General features: G+C 37.2%; 25 protein-coding genes, 1 pseudogene and 1 other annotated feature. Of the genes and pseudogenes, 18 read left to right on the top strand and 8 right to left on the bottom strand.

Going from position 1 to position 22,675, the window contains the following annotated elements:
• Positions 1-61 precede the first annotated feature (61 nt).
• The 6 genes from ampD (at position 62) to ruvX (ending at position 5,458) form a co-directional block, all read left to right on the top strand.
• Entirely contained in the window at positions 62-622 is a 561-nt protein-coding gene (gene ampD / locus HMPREF2644_RS04985) for a 1,6-anhydro-N-acetylmuramyl-L-alanine amidase AmpD (protein WP_070828280.1), read from the top strand.
• Between the two features lie 621 nt (positions 623-1,243).
• On the top strand, positions 1,244-2,143 hold the full coding sequence (gene corC / locus HMPREF2644_RS04980; RefSeq protein WP_005656283.1) for a CNNM family magnesium/cobalt transport protein CorC: 900 nt from the start codon (positions 1,244-1,246) through the stop codon (positions 2,141-2,143).
• Between the two features lie 22 nt (positions 2,144-2,165).
• Positions 2,166-3,695: an apolipoprotein N-acyltransferase gene (gene lnt / locus HMPREF2644_RS04975; protein ID WP_079989936.1), complete on the top strand. Its 1,530-nt coding sequence runs from the start codon at positions 2,166-2,168 to the stop codon at positions 3,693-3,695.
• A gap of 49 nt (positions 3,696-3,744) precedes the next feature.
• Positions 3,745-4,482, top strand: a complete 738-nt coding sequence (rsmE, locus tag HMPREF2644_RS04970) for a 16S rRNA (uracil(1498)-N(3))-methyltransferase (RefSeq protein ID WP_011271976.1) — start codon at positions 3,745-3,747, stop codon at positions 4,480-4,482.
• Positions 4,479-5,039 (top strand): YqgE/AlgH family protein, encoded by a 561-nt coding sequence (locus tag HMPREF2644_RS04965; RefSeq protein ID WP_011271977.1) that lies wholly within the window; start codon positions 4,479-4,481, stop codon positions 5,037-5,039. The genes rsmE and HMPREF2644_RS04965 overlap by 4 nt, the downstream gene beginning before the upstream one ends.
• Positions 5,039-5,458 carry a Holliday junction resolvase RuvX gene (ruvX, locus tag HMPREF2644_RS04960; protein ID WP_005648994.1) on the top strand — a complete coding sequence of 140 codons (420 nt, stop codon included), beginning with the start codon at positions 5,039-5,041 and terminating at the stop codon, positions 5,456-5,458. The genes HMPREF2644_RS04965 and ruvX overlap by 1 nt, the downstream gene beginning before the upstream one ends.
• A gap of 49 nt (positions 5,459-5,507) precedes the next feature.
• On the opposite strand, the pseudogene rdgC reads toward ruvX, so the two are convergent.
• A pseudogene (gene rdgC / locus HMPREF2644_RS04955) lies at positions 5,508-6,398 on the bottom strand (recombination-associated protein RdgC).
• 133 nt (positions 6,399-6,531) lie between these two features.
• A complete protein-coding gene (locus HMPREF2644_RS04950; RefSeq protein ID WP_044364843.1) occupies positions 6,532-7,422 on the bottom strand; it encodes a replication initiation protein in 891 nt (296 codons plus the stop codon).
• 664 nt (positions 7,423-8,086) lie between these two features.
• Here HMPREF2644_RS04950 and proC point away from each other — a divergent pair.
• The 4 genes from proC to HMPREF2644_RS04930 all read left to right on the top strand — a co-directional run bounded on the left by proC (position 8,087) and on the right by HMPREF2644_RS04930 (position 11,452).
• Entirely contained in the window at positions 8,087-8,902 is an 816-nt protein-coding gene (gene proC, locus HMPREF2644_RS04945; protein ID WP_070828279.1) for a pyrroline-5-carboxylate reductase, read from the top strand.
• Positions 8,902-10,068: a 3-phenylpropionate MFS transporter gene (locus HMPREF2644_RS04940; protein WP_070828278.1), complete on the top strand. Its 1,167-nt coding sequence runs from the start codon at positions 8,902-8,904 to the stop codon at positions 10,066-10,068. The genes proC and HMPREF2644_RS04940 overlap by 1 nt, the downstream gene beginning before the upstream one ends.
• A gap of 30 nt (positions 10,069-10,098) precedes the next feature.
• Positions 10,099-10,992 (top strand): site-specific tyrosine recombinase XerD, encoded by an 894-nt coding sequence (xerD, locus tag HMPREF2644_RS04935; protein WP_011271981.1) that lies wholly within the window; start codon positions 10,099-10,101, stop codon positions 10,990-10,992.
• Positions 10,993-11,164: 172 nt separating this feature from the next.
• Positions 11,165-11,452: a DUF5339 domain-containing protein gene (locus HMPREF2644_RS04930; protein ID WP_011271982.1), complete on the top strand. Its 288-nt coding sequence runs from the start codon at positions 11,165-11,167 to the stop codon at positions 11,450-11,452.
• A gap of 51 nt (positions 11,453-11,503) precedes the next feature.
• Here the strand turns inward: HMPREF2644_RS04930 and ruvB are convergent, their stop codons facing one another.
• The 6 genes from ruvB to aspS form a co-directional block, all read right to left on the bottom strand.
• Positions 11,504-12,511 carry a Holliday junction branch migration DNA helicase RuvB gene (gene ruvB, locus HMPREF2644_RS04925; protein WP_038440776.1) on the bottom strand — a complete coding sequence of 336 codons (1,008 nt, stop codon included), beginning with the start codon at positions 12,509-12,511 and terminating at the stop codon, positions 11,504-11,506.
• Positions 12,512-12,518: 7 nt separating this feature from the next.
• The gene (gene ruvA / locus HMPREF2644_RS04920; RefSeq protein WP_038440774.1) at positions 12,519-13,133 is read right to left on the bottom strand and encodes a Holliday junction branch migration protein RuvA; all 615 of its coding nucleotides are present in this window, start codon (positions 13,131-13,133) and stop codon (positions 12,519-12,521) included.
• Positions 13,134-13,195: 62 nt separating this feature from the next.
• Positions 13,196-13,768, bottom strand: coding sequence for a crossover junction endodeoxyribonuclease RuvC (ruvC, locus tag HMPREF2644_RS04915; protein WP_005666663.1), 573 nt, complete (start codon positions 13,766-13,768; stop codon positions 13,196-13,198).
• 46 nt (positions 13,769-13,814) lie between these two features.
• On the bottom strand, positions 13,815-14,555 hold the full coding sequence (locus HMPREF2644_RS04910; protein WP_005649034.1) for a YebC/PmpR family DNA-binding transcriptional regulator: 741 nt from the start codon (positions 14,553-14,555) through the stop codon (positions 13,815-13,817).
• A gap of 11 nt (positions 14,556-14,566) precedes the next feature.
• Positions 14,567-15,040: a dihydroneopterin triphosphate diphosphatase gene (gene nudB, locus HMPREF2644_RS04905; RefSeq protein WP_011271985.1), complete on the bottom strand. Its 474-nt coding sequence runs from the start codon at positions 15,038-15,040 to the stop codon at positions 14,567-14,569.
• 21 nt (positions 15,041-15,061) lie between these two features.
• On the bottom strand, positions 15,062-16,828 hold the full coding sequence (aspS, locus tag HMPREF2644_RS04900; RefSeq protein WP_011271986.1) for an aspartate--tRNA ligase: 1,767 nt from the start codon (positions 16,826-16,828) through the stop codon (positions 15,062-15,064).
• A 218-nt stretch (positions 16,829-17,046) separates the two neighbouring features.
• Between aspS and HMPREF2644_RS04895 the strand changes: the two genes are divergently transcribed.
• The 8 genes from HMPREF2644_RS04895 (at position 17,047) to priC (ending at position 22,596) form a co-directional block, all read left to right on the top strand.
• Positions 17,047-17,565, top strand: coding sequence for an isoprenylcysteine carboxyl methyltransferase family protein (locus HMPREF2644_RS04895; protein WP_005649040.1), 519 nt, complete (start codon positions 17,047-17,049; stop codon positions 17,563-17,565).
• Between the two features lie 52 nt (positions 17,566-17,617).
• Complete coding sequence (gene cmoA / locus HMPREF2644_RS04890) at positions 17,618-18,343, top strand: carboxy-S-adenosyl-L-methionine synthase CmoA (RefSeq protein ID WP_011271987.1); 726 nt, start codon at positions 17,618-17,620, stop codon at positions 18,341-18,343.
• A 92-nt stretch (positions 18,344-18,435) separates the two neighbouring features.
• Complete coding sequence (locus HMPREF2644_RS04885) at positions 18,436-18,672, top strand: antitoxin (RefSeq protein WP_005649046.1); 237 nt, start codon at positions 18,436-18,438, stop codon at positions 18,670-18,672.
• Positions 18,669-19,073, top strand: coding sequence for a type II toxin-antitoxin system VapC family toxin (locus HMPREF2644_RS04880; protein WP_070828277.1), 405 nt, complete (start codon positions 18,669-18,671; stop codon positions 19,071-19,073). Before HMPREF2644_RS04885 ends, HMPREF2644_RS04880 begins: the two co-directional genes overlap by 4 nt.
• A 66-nt stretch (positions 19,074-19,139) precedes the next feature.
• On the top strand, positions 19,140-19,547 hold the full coding sequence (gloA, locus tag HMPREF2644_RS04875; RefSeq protein WP_005688980.1) for a lactoylglutathione lyase: 408 nt from the start codon (positions 19,140-19,142) through the stop codon (positions 19,545-19,547).
• A 73-nt stretch (positions 19,548-19,620) separates the two neighbouring features.
• A complete protein-coding gene (rnt, locus tag HMPREF2644_RS04870) occupies positions 19,621-20,310 on the top strand; it encodes a ribonuclease T (protein ID WP_011271988.1) in 690 nt (229 codons plus the stop codon).
• 94 nt (positions 20,311-20,404) lie between these two features.
• Positions 20,405-20,526 (top strand) — a sequence feature (His leader region).
• A 97-nt stretch (positions 20,527-20,623) separates the two neighbouring features.
• The gene (locus HMPREF2644_RS04865) at positions 20,624-21,976 is read left to right on the top strand and encodes a Na+/H+ antiporter family protein (protein WP_005694344.1); all 1,353 of its coding nucleotides are present in this window, start codon (positions 20,624-20,626) and stop codon (positions 21,974-21,976) included.
• 32 nt (positions 21,977-22,008) lie between these two features.
• Entirely contained in the window at positions 22,009-22,596 is a 588-nt protein-coding gene (gene priC / locus HMPREF2644_RS04860) for a primosomal replication protein PriC (protein ID WP_005654063.1), read from the top strand.
• The last annotated feature ends 79 nt before the right edge of the window (positions 22,597-22,675 follow it).

Below are 22,675 nucleotides of genomic sequence, written 5' to 3'. Positions count from 1 at the left end.
TTTGTTTGTAAAATTGACCGCACTTTTTCTGCGATCCTGATCGCAAAAAAAGGAAAAAAGTATGCAAAAACTAAAAGATATTGAACAAGGTATATTGGATTGTCGGCAAATTCAGTCACCTCACTTCGATAAACGCCCAAATCCACAGGATATTTCCTTATTGGTTATTCATTATATTAGTCTGCCGCCAGAACAATTTGGCGGCGGATATGTGGATGATTTTTTTCAAGGAAAATTAGATCCTAAGATTCATCCTTATTTTGCAGAAATTTATCAAATGCGTGTTTCAGCACATTGTTTGATCGAACGAAATGGGCGAATTACGCAATATGTCAATTTTAATGATCGCTCTTGGCACGCAGGCGTATCTAATTTTCAAGGACGAGAAAAATGTAATGATTTTGCCATTGGAATTGAGCTGGAGGGGAGTAATGAACAGCCTTTTACCGACGCTCAATATTTTTCATTGCAAGAGCTTACTAACGTAATAATGAAAAGTTACCCGAAGATTACAAAAGATCGAATTGTTGGACATTGCGATATTTCGCCAGGACGTAAGATCGATCCTGGTCAATATTTTGATTGGGAACGTTATTTATCCAGTGTAAAACAAACTGTATAAAAATTAAACATCAAATTTTGATGTATTCTGTGTATTATAAATGCGTTCACTCTTTTAATTCTAACTAGTTGAATTAAAAGGAATAAATTTAAATCTGAAATTTTATTAAAAAAGTTAATTTGAGTTATACAACATTATAGATTTTCTCAACCACAATTTTATCCACAGAAATATTGAATAACTCAAAGAGATGATAAAAAGATCTTTTGTGAATAAAACTGTTTTAAAAATTGTATTTTTTTACCGCACTTTCTTCCATTTTGAATGTGAAAAGTGCGGTTTATTTTTGTTTAAGATCTTTTGGTTGTAAATAACTCAATTTATTTTGAAGTTTGATGTGATAAGGATCTTTGCCTGTTTTTACGAGATCAATTCACAATCAGAAATCCGTTATTCACAATGTTATCCACAACATAGGTACTTTTCGTCATATAAACAAAATAAGAATATTTTGTTGTCTAGAAGTTTCCCCTCTCCGTAAAATTGTGTATTTTTAACCGCACTTTAGGTTCAAACCCAATGTGCAGTTATTTTTATTGATTTTCCTCTTTTCGCTTTTTGCTCTTTTTTTTAAAATATGATACTTTTTCGCCGTCAATAAGACATCAAACACAAATCAATATGAACGACGAACAGCAAAATTCAAACCAACCTGAAAATACGAAAAAACCTTTTTTCCAATCTTTATTCGGTCGCTTTTTTCAAGGCGAATTAAAAAATCGTGAAGAACTTGTGGAAGTGATTCGCGATTCAGAACAAAACGATCTAATTGATCAAAATACGCGTGAAATGATTGAAGGCGTGATGGAAATTGCGGAACTTCGTGTTCGTGATATTATGATTCCTCGTTCACAAATTATTTTTATTGAAGATCAACAAGATTTAAATACTTGTTTAAACACAATTATTGAATCCGCACATTCTCGTTTTCCTGTGATTGCCGATGCCGATGACCGCGATAATATCGTGGGCATTTTGCACGCAAAAGATTTATTAAAATTTTTACGTGAAGATGCCGAAGCATTTGATTTATCTTCATTATTGCGCCCCGTCGTGATTGTGCCAGAAAGCAAAAGAGTGGATCGTATGTTAAAAGATTTTCGCTCTGAGCGTTTCCATATGGCCATTGTGGTGGATGAATTTGGTGCAGTGTCGGGGCTTGTTACTATTGAAGATATTTTGGAACAAATTGTTGGCGATATTGAAGATGAATTTGATGAAGAAGAGATTGCGGATATTCGTCAGCTTTCTCGTCATACTTATGCAGTGCGTGCGCTCACCGATATTGATGATTTCAATGGGCAATTTAATACGGATTTTGATGATGAAGAAGTAGATACCATTGGCGGTCTGATTATGCAGACTTTTGGTTATTTACCAAAACGTGGGGAAGAAATTATTTTGAAAAATCTTCAATTTAAAGTGACTTCTGCAGATAGTCGTCGATTAATTCAACTTCGCGTGACAGTGCCAGATGAACATTTGGCAGAAATGAATAATGTAGATGAAAAATCTGAATAGGATTTTATTATCAATTAAATTTATGAATAAATATTTAACTTATTTTATTGCTTTTATATCGGGTTTAGTCGGTGTTTTTGCCTTTTCGCCATTTGATTATTGGCCTTTAGCCTATGTGTCTTTACTCGGTTTACTTTATGTCGCTAAAAATCCTAAAAAATCCACCGCACTTTTATCCACTTTCTTGTGGGCGATGGGATTTTTCTGCTTTGGAGTAAGTTGGCTTAATGTTAGTATCCATCAATTTGGTGGCGCGTCGTTAGGAGTGAGTTATTTCCTTGTCGGTTTGCTTGCGGCTTATCTTGCGCTATATCCAATGCTCTTTACCTATTTAGTTCAGCGTTTCAAAGTGCAAAGTGCGGTAATTTTTGCCGTGATTTGGACATTGACAGAATTTTTACGGGGTTGGATTTTTACTGGTTTTCCTTGGCTTCAGTTTGGTTATACACAAATTGACAGCCCATTTTATGGTCTCGCCCCGATTTTTGGGGTAACAGGATTGACATTCTTTACCCTTTGGGCAAGTGCGGTCATTTTTAATCTCGTTTCATCTTTGTTTAAAACGAAAAATTTTAAATTAGTTTTAGCGAATGCTTTGTTATTGATTATTGTAGGGGGATTAAGTGCTTATTCATCGCGAATTCACTTTGTAAAATCTGTTGAAAATAAGGCAATTTCAGTCACGCTTGCGCAAGGCAATATTGAACAAAATCTTAAATGGGATCCTAATTATTTCTATTCTACTTTGGCAATTTATCAAAAATTAATCGCAGAAAATCTTGGTAAAACCGATTTAATTATTTTGCCTGAATCAGCCTTACCAACCCTTGAAAATGCAATTACACCATTTTTTGAAAAATTAGAGCATGCTGCTAAAGAAACTAAAACGGAGATTATGATTGGAACGGTATTCCAAGATACAAAATCTGGTAAGTTATTAAATTCAATTATGACTACTGGAAACCCAGATTTTCCTTATCAACCAGATACGCCAAATCGTTATAATAAACATCATCTCGTGCCTTTCGGGGAATATGTTCCGCTAGAAAGTATTTTGCGACCGCTTAATTCAGTGTTTAATTTACCAATGTCAGCATTTCAAAGTGGAGAGGCTGTTCAACCCTCTTTAATCGCAAAAAAACGTGCTTTTTCGCCAGCAATTTGTTATGAAATTATTTTCGGCGAGCAAGTGCGACAAAATTTGAAACAAGATACGGATTATTTGCTCACCTTATCTAATGATGCGTGGTTTGGCGATTCTATTGGGCCTTGGCAACATTTACAGATGGCAAGAATGCGCGCTTTAGAATTAGGCAAACCGCTTATTCGTGCAACAAATACGGGGATTTCAGTTTTTGTTGATGCGCAAGGTAAGGTATTAGCACAAGCCCCGCAATTTATTGAAACAACTTTGACTTATAAAATTGCACCTGCGGAAGGCAAAACCCCTTATTCTGTGTTAGGAAATATGCCTTTGTATGCTTTATCTTTATTGTTTTTACTCTTGCACAGTATGATGGCGTTTATTCGTCGTAAGATGAATATCTTATAAAAACACCAGTTAAAATGACCGCACTTTTTCATTCATATAAATAAACATTATGCGCATACCAAGAATTTATCATCCAATATCCCTTGAAAATCAAACTCAATGTTATCTTTCAGAAGACGCTGCAAATCACGTTGCTCGAGTGTTAAGAATGACAGAAGGCGAACAGCTTGAACTCTTTGATGGTTCTAATCATATTTATCCAGCAAAAATTATTGAGTCAAATAAAAAGTCCGTAAAAGTAGAGATTTTGGGGCGTGAGCTTGCGGATAAAGAATCCCATTTAAAAATCCATTTAGGACAAGTGATTTCTCGCGGAGAACGAATGGAATTTACTATTCAAAAATCCGTAGAATTAGGGGTAAATGTGATTACGCCATTATGGTCAGAACGCTGTGGCGTAAAACTTGACACTGAGCGGATGGATAAAAAAATCCAACAATGGCAAAAAATTGCGATTGCAGCTTGTGAGCAATGCGGTCGTAATAGCGTGCCAGAGATTCGTCCACTGATGAAATTACAAGATTGGTGTGCAGAAAATGATGGTGCATTGAAATTGAATTTACATCCACGCGCGCACTATTCTATTAAAACCTTACCGACTATTCCTGCTGGGGGTGTTCGCTTATTAATTGGCTCGGAAGGTGGATTATCAGCACAAGAAATTGCCCAAACTGAACAGCAAGGATTTACTGAAATTTTATTAGGAAAACGTGTTTTACGCACTGAAACTGCATCACTTGCAGCGATAAGTGCATTGCAAATTTGTTTTGGGGACTTAGGCGAATGATGGAATTACAAGGAAAATTTTTGATCGCAATGCCACATTTAGACGATTATTTTAATCGCACGGTGGTGTTTATGTGTGAGCATAATGAACAGGGTTCAATGGGTTTGGTAATTAATCAGCCGACAGATTTAAGCATTGCGGAACTTTATTCAAAACTCAATTTTATGATGAAAAATGACCGCACTTTTGGTAATGAAATGGTGGTTGCGGGTGGGCCTGTGCATACAGAAAGAGGGTTTATTTTACATAAGAATACGCTTAATGCTTTTCAACATACTTACAAAGTCACAAAGGAACTTTCAATGACAACCTCCGCTGATGTGGTGGAAACGCTAGGTTCAACTTTTGCACCTGAAAAATATCTTGTTGCGCTAGGATGTTCAAGCTGGGGGGCTGGTCAGTTAGAAAAAGAAATCAGAGATAATGCGTGGTTGGTGGTGTCATCTAACGATCAAATTTTATTTGATATGCCCTATGAAGATCGTTATGCTGCAGCCAATCAGTTACTTGGTATTCATCCTTATAATTTTGCGTTAGCGCAAGTGGGGCATAGTTAATGGGAATTACCGCTCTGGCTTTTGATTTTGGCACTAAAAGTATCGGTTGTGCCATAGGACAAAGTATTACTGGCACAGCACAAGCCTTGCCCGCTTTTAAGGCGCAAGATGGCATCCCAAATTGGGAAGCGATCGAAAAATGTTTGAAAGAATGGAAACCAGATGTTGTCATTGTTGGTCTTCCTTTAAATATGGACGGAACAGAACAAGATCTCACTCTACGTGCTCGTAAATTTGCAAATCGTTTACAAGGTCGTTTTGGCGTTAATGTTCATTTACAAGATGAACGATTAACCACCACGCAAGCTCGTAGTGAGATTTTTGAACGTGGTGGTTTTAAAGCATTAAAAAAAGGCAAAATCGATGGAGTGTCAGCTTGTTTAATTTTAGAGAGCTGGTTTGAATACGCTGAATATTAGATTCACATTGTAAAAATAAACTTCATTTTAGAATGATTAAAGCGCGATTTTATAATCTTGCTTTTTCGCCACCAAATTCATCTAATAAATTTTCGGTGAGTTTGGCTAAAATACCAGTCATCAGTACAAAATCTGCATCGAAACGCTGTGCAAAATCTTCTTTCAGAATATCATCATTTTTTTCCCCGTACAGTATCTGCAAATTTTAAACGTTTGATTGTGCAATCTTCGTTAAAAACGAAAGTTAAGGTATCTTCCCATTCTAAGGCTAATTTACTTACTACTTTTTTGCCATCTTGCAGAAGAGCGAGAATTTCTTCATTTTCTAAAGGTTGTTTTTTGCAACGGATAACGCTGTCTTCCTGACTGCCACGAAGCTCGGCTTCTTCTAATGCAAGTAACCAATGCGGCAAATTATCTTGAAGGATCCAATTGGTTAAAATCGTGCTAGGTTCATTAGCAAAGGCTAAAGGCACGACAGGGAGCGAACCTAAGGATTTACGCAGTAATGCGAGCGCATCTTCCGCGCGTTTACTTGATGCGGCATCAATATGAATAAGATTATTTTCCATATCAATCCATAGTGCCGTATGCTGATTTTTACTAAATGCACGAGGTAATAAATTCATCACGACATCATCTTTTAATGTTTGTTTTTCTACCTTTTTAAGTTTGCGATTTTCTTTTTTTCAAGGCTTTCAATGCGTTCATCAAGTTCACGTTTGACCACATTTGCCGGCAAGATTTTTTCTTCTTTTTTGGCGATTAATAGAATTTGTTTTCCAACAGAAAAATAGAGTAAATCAGAACCTCGTAATGGGGCTGACCAGCCAAATTTACTTTGATCTTGAGCACCGCAGGGATGGAATTGACAATCTTCTAGTTGAGTTTGTAGTTGTGTAAGATCCCAATCTAGCGGTTTAGTCAGTCTATAAGTCATTAAATTTTTGAACCAAAAACATGGTGGCTTTTATTTATTATCTTTTATATCGTTTAAAACACATCTTAGCACTGCCTTCTGATATTGATAAACAGGTTGCTATTTCTCGCCATTTCAGACCTTGTGTTCTTAACTATGCTATTTTCTCATATTTACTTTTTAAGTCATTTTTTGATTTCACCCATCCGAATTCTTCTGCCCAACGATTCAATGAACTTACACTAATACTAAATTGTTCTGCTATTTGCTTTAACGACATATTAGGTTTATTAGCTCCAAATTGATTAAACAACTCTTTCTTGATAATTTGTTGCTTTTCCCATCGTTTTCGAGAACGATTCGACTGAATTTGTTGAAACGATGATTCAGAAAATCTTTCCCAGATCCAACGAGATGAACTTCTAGCAATTCCTTTTAACTCCCTGTATGGTAATGGTGGATTATGATTCTGATTTAATAACTCTAATGAAGATAATAAATACTGATTAAATTGTTCTAATTGTTTACCTGAACATTTAAACTTCAGAATCTCACGATAACCAATTTTTTTGATCTGATTAAATAAAGAACAATTCCGACCTTCAATATCTTCATTATCATTTAGATAAAATACAGGTTTATTTGATAAATCAACAAAATCAGCTAAATAATCCAGAGTATATTTAGGTACATTAAATACAAATGTTCTCCAAAAATTTGAGTTTGGATTTTTAGTGAATACACCAACATAGTGTTGATCTGCTCCTAACTTATCAATATAAGCCCGTTGTATCTTTTTAAAATAACTTATTGGCTTAAATCGAGCATTCTTTGTGTTACAAATAGGTACTTCTAACGCATAGATATAATGACATCGACCGTTTAATCTATTTTGTACGACTATATTGGGACTTGGAAGTCCTAACAATTCCCAATCCATTGCAGAATTTTCCCGATCTAGATCTAACACCATAAATTTAATAAACAGATCATTAAACTGAATATACTTATGAGTTAATGCAACATCTTTAGGGTATAACTGCACCCCATTATCAAAATTATCTGTCTATTTTATCCGTTCTGCTAAGCTTTGATTAAAATCATCTAATGTATATGCTGATTCCATATTTACCTCGTGATATATGATTGAAATTATGTGGTAGACATATCTAGCTAATATGTCTTAACTGAGATTAATACAAAAAAAGCATTTTTTAACTTAATCTGATTGTTTTTTAGACACTTGAAACATAAAAAAGAATCGAATGCCTAAATCTTAAGCAAAAATATAGATTCGTAACAAAATATCATCCCATATCAGATATTAATAATTTAGAAGTAATATAAAATGAAATAATATCTAATTAAATCAGATCGCAACAACTTGATGGTAAAAACATTGTTTAAGACATATTACAAATTGAATAGATAAAAATTAGAGATTTTTTGGATACATCGGATACTTTTTGATGTATTGTATATACTAGAGGTAATATTACATATAATTAGTGAACAAGTAATAAACAGCTACAGTGTACACGCCTAAAAATAGTAACCAATTTGGTAACCAATTATCAAAACATGAAAGAAGATTGATTATATTTACAGTGGTTAAAGACAATCTATTTAATTTTTGAACCACATCGTAACACTTCCTTCAATATAGGGTAGAATGTGCGGTATTATAGCCCATAAAAGTAGGAAAAACGATGCAACACAAATTGATTGCCTTTATTGGTGGCGGCAATATGGCACAAGCTATTATTCTTGGATTATTGAAACAAGGTTATCCTGCCGAGCAAATTATTGTGAATGATCCAAATGAAGAAAAAAGAGCATTTTTTGCCAATCTTGGCGTGGCAACTTCAGAAAATAATGTGGAAAGTGCAATCAAAGCTGAGGTTGTGTTGCTTGCGGTAAAACCTCAAATGATGGCTGATGTTTGTTTGCCACTAAGTGCGGTGGATTTTTCCGATAAATTGTTAATTTCCATTGCTGCGGGTATTTCAACTGAACGCTTGAACGCATTAATTCCAAGTATGAAATCGATAGTGCGCGTCATGCCAAATACGCCCGCATTAGTGGGCGAAGGTATGGCGGGGTTATTTGCACCGAAAAATACGAGTGAAAATTACCGCACTTTTGCACAAGATTTATTGGGAGCAGTGGGAAGAACAGTTTGGGTGGATGATGAAACTCAAATGCACGCAGTCACTGCCGCGTCAGGAAGTAGTCCAGCCTATTTCTTTTTAATGCTGGAAGCAATGCAACAGGCCTTAATCAAAATGAATATTGATGAGAAAACTGCGCGTGAATTAGTGCAGCAATCTATGCTTGGTGCAGCCAAAATGGTGATAGAAAATCCGCAAATTGCACTTTCAACTTTGCGTGAAAATGTTACCTCGAAAGGTGGCACCACTGCGGCAGCGTTAGCAGTATTTGACGCTCAACATTTTAATCAAACAATAGAGCAAGCTATGCAGGCTTGTTTGTCTCGTTCACAAGAAATGGAAACTTTATTCTGATGCAAGTTCGTCCTTTTTATTGGCTCGCACTGAGCTTTCTGGGTTACTACTGCGCTTATGGCGTGTTTTTGCCGTTCTTCCCCGCATGGTTGAAATCGCAACAATATGGTGAAGAAATGATTGGTTTGGTGATCGGGAGTGCTTATATTTTCCGATTTGCGGGCGGATTATTTTTTTCATCGCTGATTAAAAAAGCCAATCATATTATTAGTTCCTTACGCCTATTGGCGTTAGCATCGGCCATTATTATGGCGGCTATGAGTTTAGTTGCACATAATTTTTGGTTGTTGTTTATTGCGATCGGTTTGTATGCTTCTGTGAATTCAGCAGGAATGCCGATTGGGGATTCGTTGGCATCCACTTGGCAACGCCAAATCGGCTTGGATTACGGCAAAGTCCGTTTGATTGGTTCTGCTGCTTTTATTCTTGGTGTAGTAGTATTTGGTGGCATGATTGGCTGGGTTGGCGAGCAAAATATCGTGTGGATTTTAACCGCACTTTTATCTTTCTATACCATCATTCAGCTTTTAAAACCGACCATTCCCCCAAAAGATGAAATACCTGAAGGTGGCGTTCAAAATGATGTTGGTTTTATTGCTTTACTGAAAAATCCGATGACATTACGAGTTATGGTTGCAGTAGGGCTGATTCAAGGCTCTCATGCGGCTTATTATGTTTACAGCACGATTTATTGGACAAGTATTGGGATCTCCGTTTCTCAAACTAGCTTACTTTGGGGCATTGGCGTATTAGCGGAAATTGTATTATTTTTCTTCTCTCGTCGTTTATTTCAAAATATTTCTATCAGCGTACTGCTTTATATTTCTGCGCTTGCGTGCATCGGACGCTGGGCTGTAATAGGATATATTGACGATTTCTGGTTGATATTCTTATTGCAACTTATACACAGTTTAACCTATGCCGTTTGCCATTATGCGATTGTTCGCTATATCACCACGCAACCGCAAAGCCATATTGCGAAGTTACAAGGTTTGTATAATGGTTTATCCAATGGTGTGCTCATTGCTATTTTCACTGCGATTGCTGGCATGATTTATCCAACGTCGCCAGCGATGACATTTGTATTTATGAGTATCATTGCAGCTGCAGCATTTTTTGTGATTCCACGCAAGTTAAATGCCTTTTTGATTGTTCAGCATAAATAGGACGTATCGCTTTCCTTTTAAAAAAGTAATATGAAAAATCTTGCGCTCATTGATTTGTTTCTTAACGAATATTGGATTGAAAAAGGGCTTTCAGAAAATACTGTTCAATCTTATCGTTTGGATTTAACCGCACTTTGTGATTGGTTGGATAAAAACGACTTGTCTTTGGAAACTTTAGATGCTGTTGATTTGCAAGGTTTTCTAGGAGAGCGTTTGGAGAAAGGTTACAAAGCCACGAGCACCGCACGAATGTTAAGTGCAATGCGTAAACTTTTCCAATATTTATATCGGGAAAAATATCGAGTGGATGATCCAAGTGCGGTGCTAAGTTCGCCTAAATTACCCAGTCGCTTGCCAAAATATTTAACCGAGCAACAAGTGTCAGATTTGCTCAATACGCCAGATGTTAAAGTCCCTTTGGAATTGCGTGATAAAGCAATGTTAGAGTTGCTTTATGCGACGGGGCTTCGTGTAACAGAGTTAGTTTCGCTTACGATTGAAAACATGAGCGTGCAACAAGGCGTGGTGCGAGTGATTGGTAAAGGGAACAAGGAACGTATTGTGCCAATGGGGGAAGAAGCTGCTTATTGGGTTCGTCAATTTATGCTTTATGGTCGTCCTGTGCTATTAAATGGGCAGAGTTCTGATGTTGTGTTTCCAAGTCAGCGCGCACAGCAAATGACTCGTCAAACTTTCTGGCATCGTGTAAAACATTATGCCATTCTCGCGGATATTGATGCTGATGCACTTTCCCCTCACGTTCTTCGCCATGCTTTTGCCACCCATTTAGTAAATCACGGTGCGGATTTACGCGTGGTGCAAATGTTGTTGGGTCATACAGATTTATCTACAACACAGATTTATACTCACGTGGCAAAAGAAAGATTGAAACGATTGCATGAAAGATTTCATCCTAGAGGATAATTTCGGGGTAAATTTTTATAGTTTTAAAGATTGATTGTGGATTTCTTATTGATTAATTAATTTGACACGCATCACAAATTTTGAATAAAAAATTAGACAGCTCAAGCATATTTTGCTATCTTGCGAAGAATTTCGACATTTGTTCTATCGAAAAGTAATTTTGGATTCTAAAATGAAAAAAATCACGCTTTTTTTTACCGCACTTTTATGCTTATTTTCAACTTCTGTTTTAGCCGAACCTAATTCAATACCTAAACAATGTGAACAACTATTTAAAGAAACAGAGAATTTGATTGCCCAAGCAGAAAAACAACCTGGAACCCACATTCAAGTAAATAAAATCAAAAGTAAACTAAACCAAAGCAAACAACAAATTCTTCAAATGGAATTAGCGACTCAGTTAAAAAGTTGTGAAGTGGGTTTAGCAAAATTAAGTAACTTGAAAAGTTATAGTGAGTAATTAAAAAAGCCTTATTGAGTACAATAAGGCTTTTTTAGTGGTTAAATTTATCTAGTCTGATAATTTCTGCAAACCAAAATGACGATAAGTTTGCGATGTTGCAATACGGCCACGCGGCGTTCTTTGTAGAAACCCCTGTTGAATCAAATAAGGCTCTAAAACATCTTCAATGGTATCACGTTCTTCGCCAATTGCAGCAGCAAGATTATCTAGCCCCACAGGGCCACCATCAAAACGCTCAATAACTGCAGACAACAACTTTCTATCTAAATAATCAAATCCAGCATCGTCTACATCTAGCATTGAAAGCGCTTGTTTTGCCACATTTATAGAAATAATACCGCCATTACGTACATCTGCATAATCACGCACACGTCGTAATAAACGGTTTGCAATTCGAGGCGTGCCTCGTGAACGACGAGCCACCTCAAAAGCGGCTTGTTGTTCTAATTCAAGATTTAAACAGTCCGCACTTCTTGCAACGATAGATGTTAAATCTTCTACAGAATAGAATTCCAAACGTTGCACAATACCAAAACGATCACGCAATGGAGAAGTCAAAGAACCCGCTCTAGTGGTCGCACCAACCAAAGTAAAAGGGGGCAAATCTAATTTAATGGAACGAGCAGCGGGTCCTTCGCCAATCATAATATCCAACTGATAGTCTTCCATTGCTGGATAAAGGACTTCTTCAATAGCAGGGGAAAGTCGATGGATTTCATCAATAAATAACACATCATGCGGTTCAAGATTAGTAAGCATTGCAGCCAAATCGCCCGCTTTTTCTAATACAGGCCCTGACGTCGTACGAATATTCACGCCCATTTCATTTGCCACAATATTAGCAAGCGTTGTTTTTCCCAAGCCAGGAGGGCCAAAAATCAATAAATGATCTAAGGCATCTTGACGTAGTTTGGCTGCCTTGATGAAAATATCCATCTGCTCGCGTACTTGCGGCTGCCCAACATAATCTGCTAATAGTTTAGGACGAATAGCACGGTCGATAACATCTTCATCAAGCTTAGCTTGCCCGCTAATAATTCTATCTGCTTCAATCATATTTTTCCTACAATGCGGCTTTTAATGCTTCACGAATAACTTGTTCACTGGTTAATTCAGGTTTAGCAACGCATTTTACCATTTTTTCTGCTTCTGCAGGTTTATAACCTAAAGCAATCAAGGCTGAAATTGCTTCATCAGATGAACTTTCCGAGTGGGATTCAATAGATGGGGATAATGGAATATGCGTACTTTCTACAAAGAAATCGCTTTGTTTTACGCCTTTAAATTTACCTTTGAGTTCAACTAACAAACGTTCAGCTGTTTTTTTGCCAACACCTGGAATTTTAGTGAGTTTAGAAAGTTCTTCTCTCTCTATTGCATAGGCAAATTGTTCGACCGACATGGCGGATAAAATCGCTAAGGCTAATTTAGGCCCCACCCCATTTGTTTTAATTAATTCACGAAATAAAGTGCGGTCTGTTTTCTGGGCAAATCCAAAGAGTAAGTGAGCATCTTCCCGAACAACAAGATGGGTGAATAAAGTAGTTTCTTGTCCAATTTCTGGTAAATCATAGAAACTCGTCATAGGCAAAAGCAATTCATAGCCTACGCCTTGCACATTGAGTAAAATTTCTGGAGGTTGTTTTTCTAAAAGAATGCCTTGTAAGCGACCGATCATAACTCTTCCGAATGATAAAAAACTTAGCGCATAGAATAAAATAAAACTGGACGAACATCCAGTTAAATTTTTAATCTAAAGCGTCCTCGGCTATATCTGGTCTTTAAAAGTGCGGTCATTTTTTCTTGCGTTTCTGTCATTTTCACAGAATTGGCAATATGTAAAGAATGTTGAATAGAATGAGCGTGTGTAATCGCAATAGCCAACGCATCCGCGGCATCGGCTTGAGGTTTATCTGACAACTTCAAAATACGAGTCACCATTTCTTGCACTTGTACTTTATCAGCAGAACCAATGCCCACAACCGTTTGTTTTACTAAACGTGCGGCATATTCAAAAACAGGTAAATCATGATTTACCGCTGCAACAATCGCCGTGCCGCGAGCCTGCCCAAGTTTCAAGGCTGAATCCGCATTTTTCGCCATAAACACTTGCTCAATCGCAAACATACTAGGTTGAAATTGCGTGATGATTTCAGTTACCCCAGCATAAATGCGTTTCAAACGGGTGGGTAAATCTTCAACTTGAGTACGAATTGCGCCACTACCGAGATATTCTAAATGTCTCCCTGTTTGGCGAATCACACCGTAACCCGTTACGCGAGATCCAGGGTCAATACCTAAAATAATGCTCATAATTTCTATAAAAAATGGGTAATTAAATTACCCATTTATTGCATTATTAAAGTTGAGATGCCACTTCGTCACAGATTTCTCCGTTGTGATATACGTTTTGTACGTCATCACAATCTTCCAGCATATCAATTAAACGAAGTAATTTTGGTGCAGTTTCAATATCAAGATCAACGGTTGTTGATGGAATCATCGTTACTTCAGCTTCTTGTACTTTAAAACCAGCTGCTTCAATGCCATCGCGCACTGAACCTAAATCTTCCCAAGCAGTATAGATTTCAAATGAACCATCATCTTGTGGTTGAATATCATCAGCACCCGCTTCGATTGCCGCTTCAGTTAAGGCATCTTCATCCGCTTCTGCGATTAAGATTAAACCTTTTTTGCTAAATAAATAACCCACAGAACCTTCTGTTCCCAAGTTACCACCACATTTAGTAAAACTAGGGCGCACTTGTGAGATCGTACGGTTTGCATTATCACTTAAACATTCCACCATAACCGCTGTACCGCCTGGGCCATAACCTTCATAGATTTTGGTTTCCATATTGGTATCATCGCCACCACCTACGCCACGATCAATAGCACGGTTGATAGTATCGCGCGTCATATTGTTGCTAAGTGCTTTATCTACTGCTGCACGTAAACGCGGGTTAGCACTCACATCGCCACCACCAATTTTAGCTGCGGTAACAAGTTCACGAATTAATTTAGTAAAAATTTTACCGCGTTGTGCATCTTGTGCTGCTTTGCGGTGTTTAATATTAGCCCACTTACTATGACCTGCCATTTTATTTCCTTCTATTTATCTTTAAGAATATATTTTCTAATTGCTTCCGCATTATTGGAAGATTTTGTCATTTGGATTGCTTGTTCAGGGGAAACCCATTGATATGCCAAATGCTCACTCAATACTGGAATAAATTCTTTTTCCGCCTCACACAAAAACAAATGTTCTTTGCAGTGAGTAATATTCGGTGCGTATTTATAGCGGAAATGTGGAAAAATTTCAAATTCTATGCTCTCATTGCAATCAAAAAGCGCGGTGGAATTTTCCGAAATTTCTAACCGCACTTCTTCCCATAGCTCACGAATTGCTGTTTTTTTTGGTGTCTCACCACTTTCAATGGTGCCAGTAACAGACTGCCAAAAATCAGGATCATCTTGGCGTTGGAGCATTAAAACTCGGTTTGTATTTTTAGCGTAAATTACAACAAGAACAGATTGATTATTTTTGTATTGCATCATTAAAAATGCGGTCAAATCTGACCGCACTTCATTCCTAATATTCCAAACTTATTCTGCTTTAACGACAGAAATTGCCAACTCTTCCAATGCTTGCGGATTTACAAAACTCGGGGCTTCCGTCATTAAGCACGCTGCTGCCGTGGTTTTCGGGAAGGCAATTACATCACGAATGTTTTCTGTTCCAGTTAAAAGCATGGTTAAACGGTCTAAACCGAATGCTAAACCAGCATGCGGTGGAGTACCGAATTTTAATGCATCTAATAAGAAACCGAATTTCTCGCGTTGTTGTTCTTCGTCAATACCAAGAATACGGAACACAGTTTGTTGCATTTTCGGATCAAAAATACGCACAGAACCACCACCCACTTCGTAGCCGTTGATGACCATATCGTAAGCATTGGCTACCGCACTTGTTGGATCAGCCTCTAATTGCTCTGGGCTGAAATCTTTTGGTGAAGTGAATGGATGGTGCATTGCTGCAAGATTACCTTCTTCATCACGTTCAAACATTGGGAAATCAATGACCCAAAGCGGTTGCCATTCGTCTAAACGAGTTAAGCCAAGATCACAACCTAATTTCAAACGTAACGCACCCATTGCATCAGTGGTCGTTTGCCATTTGTCTGCACCGAAGAATAAAATATCGCCAGTTTGTGCATTCACACGTTCTGCTAACGCTTTCCATACCTCTTCATTTAAGAATTTCGCAATCGGACTTTGCACGCCTTCAAGACCAGCATTAATATCGTTTACTTTTGCCCAAGCCAAACCTTTTGCACCGTAGATGCCTACAAATTGTGTATATTCATCAATTTGTTTACGAGTAATTTCTGCACCATTTGGTACTCGAATGACTGCAACACGGCCATTTGGATTGTTTGCTGGCTCATTAAATACTTTAAATTCAACATCTTTGACAATATCTGCTACATCTACCATTTCTAATGGATTACGCAAATCTGGCTTATCCGAACCAAAACGACGCATTGCTTCTTGCCAAGTCATCACTGGGAACTTACCTAAATCTACACCAATGGTATCAAGCCATAAGTCGTGCACCATACGTTCCATAATTTCGCGGACTTCTGGCGCAGTTAGGAAAGAAGTTTCCACATCGATTTGAGTAAACTCAGGCTGACGGTCTGCTCGCAAATCTTCATCACGGAAACATTTTACGATTTGATAATAGCGGTCAAAACCAGACATCATTAAAAGCTGTTTGAAAAGCTGTGGTGATTGCGGCAATGCATAGAATTTGCCTTTATGCACACGGCTTGGCACTAAATAGTCGCGCGCGCCTTCTGGCGTTGCTTTGGTAAGCATTGGAGTTTCAATATCAAGGAAACCATTATCATCCATAAAGCGACGCACAAAGCTGGTGATTTTTGCACGGGTTTTCAAACGCTGCGCCATTTCAGGACGACGTAAATCTAAATAACGGTATTTTAAACGTTGTTCTTCGGTGTTATTTTGGTTGAAGTCTAATGGTAAAACATCAGAAGCATTGTAGATGCGTAATTCTTTCGCTAACACTTCCACTTCGCCCGTAGCCATATTTTTATTGATTTGGTTTTCAGGACGCGCAATCACTTCACCTTTAATTTGAATACAGAATTCATTACGTAACCCAGCAGCCGCTGTCAATGCATCTTGATATTTAGGATCAAAACAAACTTGCACAATGCCATCACGATCGCGCATATCAATAAAAATCAAGCCACCTAAATCACGACGGCGATGAACCCAACCGCTTAATGTTACGTCTTGTCCGATATTGTTACGGTTTAATGCTCCGCAATAATGTGTACGCATCATTTCAAAATCCTTTGTACTCTTTTAATTATGCTCAAAAATCTGTCGCAATTATAGCGGAAAACCAAGAGAGATAAAAAGGTTATTTATGCTGACAAATCAATCAAAAAAGCAAAGAAAAGTAATAAATGTTCAAAATAAAGGCTTTTTTGTGCCATATCATCAGATTTTTTGTTATATTATGCGGCTTGTTGAGATTAAATTACGTTAAGGATAACCACATGTTATTTATCAATATTACTTTTGCCTGTATTTTAGCGATCCGTTTTTACAGTCTGTCTATTTCAATTCGTCATGAAAAAGCACTCATTGCAAAGGGTGCAATACAGTATGGTAAACGCAATTCCACACTGTTGTCCATTGCCCATGTTGCATTTTATTTTGCGGCGATCATTGAGGCTAATAAGCAAAACCTGTCATTTAATAGCACTTCACAAATAGGGTTGGCGATTTTAATTTTTGCTATTGCAATGCTATTTTATGTGATTTATGAGCTAAAAGAGATTTGGACAGTAAAAATTTATATTTTACCAGAACATCAAATTAATCGCTCTTTCTTGTTTAAATACGTACGTCACCCAAATTATTTCTTAAACATTATTCCCGAATTAATTGGTTTATCGCTTTTCTGTCAGGCTAAATATACCGCATTGGTTGGACTACCTATTTATTTGCTTATCTTAGCCGTGCGTATTAAACAAGAAGAGAGTGCCATGTCGCATTTATTTCCTAAATCATAATTTATAAATTTCTTCTAGAATAACGACTCTTTCTCTCTGCCTTTAACACATTATGGTAAAAGATACTCTATTTTCTACCCCCATTGCTAAATTGGGGGATTTCATCTTTGACGAGAACGTTGCTGAAGTCTTTCCAGATATGATTCAACGTTCCGTGCCTGGCTATTCCAACATTATTACGGCAATCGGTATGCTGGCAGAACGTTTCGTCACGGCTGATAGTAACGTTTATGATCTAGGTTGCTCACGAGGAGCTGCCACACTTTCTGCACGTCGAAATATTCATCAACCCAACGTAAAAATTATTGGTATCGATAATTCTCAACCGATGGTTGAACGTTGTCGCCAACATATTGCGGCATATCATAGTGAGGTACCTGTAGAAATTCTCTGTGACGATATTCGCCACGTTGAAATTAAAAATGCCTCAATGGTCATTCTCAACTTCACCTTGCAATTTTTACCGCCTGAAGATCGCGTGGCATTGCTCACGAAGATTTATGAAGGATTAAATCCAAATGGCGTATTAGTACTTTCTGAAAAATTCCGTTTTGAAGATACTAAAATTGATCATTTACTCATTGACTTGCACCACCAATTCAAGCGAGCCAATGGTTATAGCGAATTAGAAGTGAGCCAAAAACGCACCGCACTTGAAAATGTGATGCGTACAGATTCTATTGAGACACACAAAGTGCGGTTAAAAAACGTAGGATTTTCACAAGTAGAACTTTGGTTCCAATGCTTTAATTTTGGCTCGATGATTGCGGTTAAATAAAACAACGGTAATTTGATCTTCTTGCTTGCATACAGCAATTGAAATGATTAGTATATACTTATTAAATACATAGTATATACGAGAGGGTAAATATGCTTACTAAAGTGTTTCAAAGTGGTAACAGCCAAGCTGTTCGGATCCCGATGGACTTTCGTTTTGACGTCGATACCGTAGAAATTTTCCGAAAGGAAAATGGGGATGTGGTATTACGCCCAGTTTCTAAAAAAACAGATGATTTTCTTGCGTTATTTGAAGGATTTGATGAGACCTTTATTCAAGCACTTGAAGCGCGTGATGATTTACCGCCTCAGGAGCGAGAAAATTTATGATTTATATGTTAGACACCAATATCATTATTTATTTAATGAAAAATCGCCCCAAAATTATTGCCGAACGAGTATCACAATTATTGCCTAATGATCGCTTAGTTATGAGCTTTATTACTTATGCTGAACTTATTAAAGGCGCCTTTGGTAGTCAAAATTATGAGCAATCAATACGAGCAATAGAATTACTTACTGAACGAGTGAATGTACTATATCCCAATGAACAAATCTGTTTACATTATGGCAAATGGGCAAATACACTCAAAAAACAAGGGCGACCTATCGGAAATAATGATCTATGGATCGCTTGTCACGCATTGAGTTTAAATGCCGTTATTATTACACATAATGTAAAAGAATTTCAGCGAATTACAGATCTTCAGTGGCAAGATTGGACAAAATAGATAATTCTGATTTTTTATTTTACTTATGACATAATCTGTTTAACTCAACTAAAAAAGGACAAACCAATGCAAATTTTACACACTATGTTACGCGTGGGCGATTTAGATCGTTCAATCAAATTTTATCAAGATGTTTTAGGTATGCGTTTATTACGCACCAGTGAAAATCCAGAATACAAATATACGCTGGCTTTTTTAGGTTACGAAGATGGCGAAAGTGCGGCAGAAATTGAATTAACATACAACTGGGGCGTAGATAAATATGAACATGGCACAGCATATGGACATATCGCTATCGGCGTAGATGATATTTATGCCACTTGTGAAGCCGTTCGCGCGAGCGGTGGTAACGTTACTCGCGAAGCAGGGCCAGTGAAAGGTGGATCAACCGTCATTGCTTTTGTTGAAGATCCAGATGGTTATAAAATTGAATTTATCGAAAACAAAAGTACTAAATCTGGTTTAGGCAACTAAAGTGCGGTCAATTTTTATTGTATTTTTAATAACGTAGGGATTCCTACGTTATTTTATTTTTAAGAGATAGATTATGTCCGATTCTCAAGAAATCCCTTATCACAACCAATTAAAAAATCGCTTTCGTGGCTATTTCCCCGTCATTATTGATGTTGAAACTGCAGGTTTTGATGCAAAAAAAGATGCGTTACTCGAACTAGCCGCCATCACATTAAAAATGGATGAAAACGGTTATTTGCATCCTGATCAGAAATGCCATTTTCATATCAAGCCTTTTGAAGGCGCAAATATTAATCCAGAATCCTTGAAATTTAATGGTATTGATATTCACAATCCACTACGTGGCGCGGTGTCTGAACTTGATGCAATCACGGGATTATTTCAAATGGTGCGTCGAGGACAAAAAGATGCAGATTGCCAACGTTCTATCATTGTGGCGCACAATGCCACTTTTGACCAAAGTTTTGTGATGGCTGCCGCTGAACGTACTGGCGTAAAGCGTAATCCCTTCCACCCTTTTGGCATGTTTGATACCGCAAGTTTAGCAGGATTGATGTTTGGTCAGACTGTTCTCGTTAAAGCCTGTCAAGCCGCAAAAATTCCTTTTGATGGTAAACAAGCCCATTCAGCGTTATATGATACCGAACGCACGGCGAAATTATTCTGCTATATGGTCAATCATTTAAAAGATTTAGGTGGTTTCCCACATATTGCTTCTGAACTAGAACAGGAAAAAACAACTGAAAAAGAGACCGCACTTTAAGAAAAATAAAAAACTGGTTGCAATCGTTTTATTTTTCCAGTAGTTTAAAAGCAATTCTTATTTGGAGATAAAAAATGAACATTATCCGTCGTCACCATCATCACCATTCAACTGAATAATCTTTCAGGTTTTTGGTGTGCTTGGAAGATTTCTTCCGAGCTGACAGGATAATAAAAATCTTACCCCTCGGAAGGCAACTTTCGAGGGGTTTTGTTTTATTTACGATATAGGAGGCATTAATTTAGCGTTATTCTTTATTCAATAAAAATTTTAAAGTAAAGTATTTATCATTTAATTTACAAGGAAAAACACAATGTTATCAAACCCTGTTGTTATCTCAATCATCGTTTTGCTGGCACTTAGTTTGCTACGCATCAACGTTATTATCGCACTGGTGATTGCTGCGCTTACCGCAGGATTTATCGGTGATTTAGGTTTAACTAAAACCATCGAAACCTTTACAGGCGGCTTAGGTGGCGGTGCTGAAGTCGCAATGAACTATGCAATACTTGGAGCGTTCGCCATTGCTATTTCTAAATCAGGAATTACTGATTTAATCGCTTATAAAATCATCACAAAAATGAATAAAACACCAACTGCTGGCAATTTAACTTGGTTTAAATATTTCATTTTTGCGGTATTGGCATTGTTTGCCATCTCCTCTCAAAACTTACTTCCAGTGCATATTGCTTTTATTCCAATCGTTGTACCACCACTACTTTCAATCTTTAACCGTTTAAAAATTGACCGCCGTGCAGTAGCTTGCGTACTTACATTTGGTTTAACTGCTACCTATATATTATTACCAGTAGGCTTTGGAAAAATCTTTATTGAAAGTATTTTAGTTAAAAACATTAATCAAGCTGGCGCAACCTTAGGTTTACAAACAAATGTAGCACAAGTTTCTTTAGCAATGTTGTTACCTGTTATTGGAATGATTTTAGGCTTACTCACAGCCATATTTATTACCTACCGTAAACCACGTGAATACAATATCAATGTTGAAGAGGCAACAACTAAAGATATTGAAGCTCACATTGCTAATATTAAACCAAAACAAATTGTTGCAAGTTTAATCGCGATTGTCGCGACCTTCGCAACACAATTAGTCACAAGTTCAACTATCATTGGCGGTTTAATTGGCTTAATTATTTTCGTACTATGTGGCATTTTCAAACTAAAAGAAAGCAACGATATTTTTCAACAAGGCTTGCGCTTAATGGCAATGATTGGCTTTGTAATGATTGCTGCTTCAGGTTTTGCAAATGTGATTAATGCCACCACTGGCGTAACAGATTTAGTACAAAGCCTAAGTTCTGGTGTTGTGCAAAGTAAAGGTATTGCCGCATTATTAATGCTTGTCGTTGGTTTATTAATTACAATGGGTATTGGCTCATCATTCTCTACAGTACCGATTATTACATCAATTTACGTACCACTCTGTTTATCTTTTGGTTTTTCTCCATTAGCGACAATTTCTATTGTAGGCGTAGCAGCGGCTTTAGGAGATGCAGGTTCGCCCGCATCAGACTCAACATTAGGCCCAACATCTGGCTTGAATATGGATGGCAAACACGATCACATTTGGGATTCTGTTGTACCTACCTTTATTCACTATAATATTCCATTATTGGTATTCGGCTGGATTGCAGCAATGTACCTTTAACGATTATAATCCCCCACTTAGGGGATTTTTTTATGACTGTTCAACAACTTATCCAACGCTTAGATCAAAAAGTTCAACAACTTTATCAAGCTCATTTATCCAAACGAGAAGAAAAAATCTTCGCCAAATTTGACCGCACTTTATTTAGTGAAAATGGACAAAATGTTTCCTTTTATCTAAAAGAAATCAATCAAACGCTAGATAGAATAAAGACATTAGAGTCTAACGATTCTAATCACTATAATTTTCTAGCTGAGCGTTTACTCGCCCAATGTTCCGTTCTTTCGGAAGCTTTAGTTCGCAAAAATACTCATCTAACTGAATCCCAAACAACAACGAAACAAACCATTCAAAAATCTCAACATAGCATTCATAAATTACCACCAAGAGAACGCCTAGAAAAATATTACGAAGCACGAGAACAATTGAATAATCTTTATCGACAGCATAAAGATTTAGCACAAGCTGAAAAAAATAATGATGAGAAAATACGTTATGCTCAACTTGCAGAAGTTTATAAAAAACGCCAGCAAAAATGCCAAGATGCAATCGATCTTTTAGAAGAATATTTGGTGTTTAAAGAAGAAGTGGAAAACCGTGAAAATACGGAAAACAAATGATTAGAAATAAAAAACTAATTCTTCCGAATTAGTTAGCTCGTAAAAATTGATGGCGGAGGAATAGGGATTCGAACCCTAG

Origin of the sequence: Haemophilus sp. HMSC071C11 (assembly GCF_001837655.1) — a bacterium.
Classification (GTDB): Bacteria; Pseudomonadota; Gammaproteobacteria; order Enterobacterales; family Pasteurellaceae; genus Haemophilus; species Haemophilus influenzae.
The sequence above is the reverse complement of the archived record's forward strand: the minus strand, read 5'-3'. Positions and strand labels throughout refer to the sequence as shown.

Coding starts and splice junctions, on each gene's coding strand:
- ruvB (WP_038440776.1), bottom strand. CDS start 12,511: ATGATTGAAGCAGATAGAATTATTAGCGGGCAAGCTAAGCTTGATGAA.
- proC (WP_070828279.1), top strand. CDS start 8,087: ATGCAACACAAATTGATTGCCTTTATTGGTGGCGGCAATATGGCACAA.
- HMPREF2644_RS04910 (WP_005649034.1), bottom strand. CDS start 14,555: ATGGCAGGTCATAGTAAGTGGGCTAATATTAAACACCGCAAAGCAGCA.
- HMPREF2644_RS04940 (WP_070828278.1), top strand. CDS start 8,902: ATGCAAGTTCGTCCTTTTTATTGGCTCGCACTGAGCTTTCTGGGTTAC.
- HMPREF2644_RS04865 (WP_005694344.1), top strand. CDS start 20,624: ATGTTATCAAACCCTGTTGTTATCTCAATCATCGTTTTGCTGGCACTT.
- HMPREF2644_RS04930 (WP_011271982.1), top strand. CDS start 11,165: ATGAAAAAAATCACGCTTTTTTTTACCGCACTTTTATGCTTATTTTCA.
- rsmE (WP_011271976.1), top strand. CDS start 3,745: ATGCGCATACCAAGAATTTATCATCCAATATCCCTTGAAAATCAAACT.
- lnt (WP_079989936.1), top strand. CDS start 2,166: ATGAATAAATATTTAACTTATTTTATTGCTTTTATATCGGGTTTAGTC.
- HMPREF2644_RS04965 (WP_011271977.1), top strand. CDS start 4,479: ATGATGGAATTACAAGGAAAATTTTTGATCGCAATGCCACATTTAGAC.
- ruvC (WP_005666663.1), bottom strand. CDS start 13,768: ATGAGCATTATTTTAGGTATTGACCCTGGATCTCGCGTAACGGGTTAC.
- ruvA (WP_038440774.1), bottom strand. CDS start 13,133: ATGATCGGTCGCTTACAAGGCATTCTTTTAGAAAAACAACCTCCAGAA.
- ampD (WP_070828280.1), top strand. CDS start 62: ATGCAAAAACTAAAAGATATTGAACAAGGTATATTGGATTGTCGGCAA.
- HMPREF2644_RS04895 (WP_005649040.1), top strand. CDS start 17,047: ATGTTATTTATCAATATTACTTTTGCCTGTATTTTAGCGATCCGTTTT.
- HMPREF2644_RS04885 (WP_005649046.1), top strand. CDS start 18,436: ATGCTTACTAAAGTGTTTCAAAGTGGTAACAGCCAAGCTGTTCGGATC.
- cmoA (WP_011271987.1), top strand. CDS start 17,618: ATGGTAAAAGATACTCTATTTTCTACCCCCATTGCTAAATTGGGGGAT.
- HMPREF2644_RS04880 (WP_070828277.1), top strand. CDS start 18,669: ATGATTTATATGTTAGACACCAATATCATTATTTATTTAATGAAAAAT.
- xerD (WP_011271981.1), top strand. CDS start 10,099: ATGAAAAATCTTGCGCTCATTGATTTGTTTCTTAACGAATATTGGATT.
- gloA (WP_005688980.1), top strand. CDS start 19,140: ATGCAAATTTTACACACTATGTTACGCGTGGGCGATTTAGATCGTTCA.
- rnt (WP_011271988.1), top strand. CDS start 19,621: ATGTCCGATTCTCAAGAAATCCCTTATCACAACCAATTAAAAAATCGC.
- corC (WP_005656283.1), top strand. CDS start 1,244: ATGAACGACGAACAGCAAAATTCAAACCAACCTGAAAATACGAAAAAA.
- ruvX (WP_005648994.1), top strand. CDS start 5,039: ATGGGAATTACCGCTCTGGCTTTTGATTTTGGCACTAAAAGTATCGGT.
- aspS (WP_011271986.1), bottom strand. CDS start 16,828: ATGATGCGTACACATTATTGCGGAGCATTAAACCGTAACAATATCGGA.
- priC (WP_005654063.1), top strand. CDS start 22,009: ATGACTGTTCAACAACTTATCCAACGCTTAGATCAAAAAGTTCAACAA.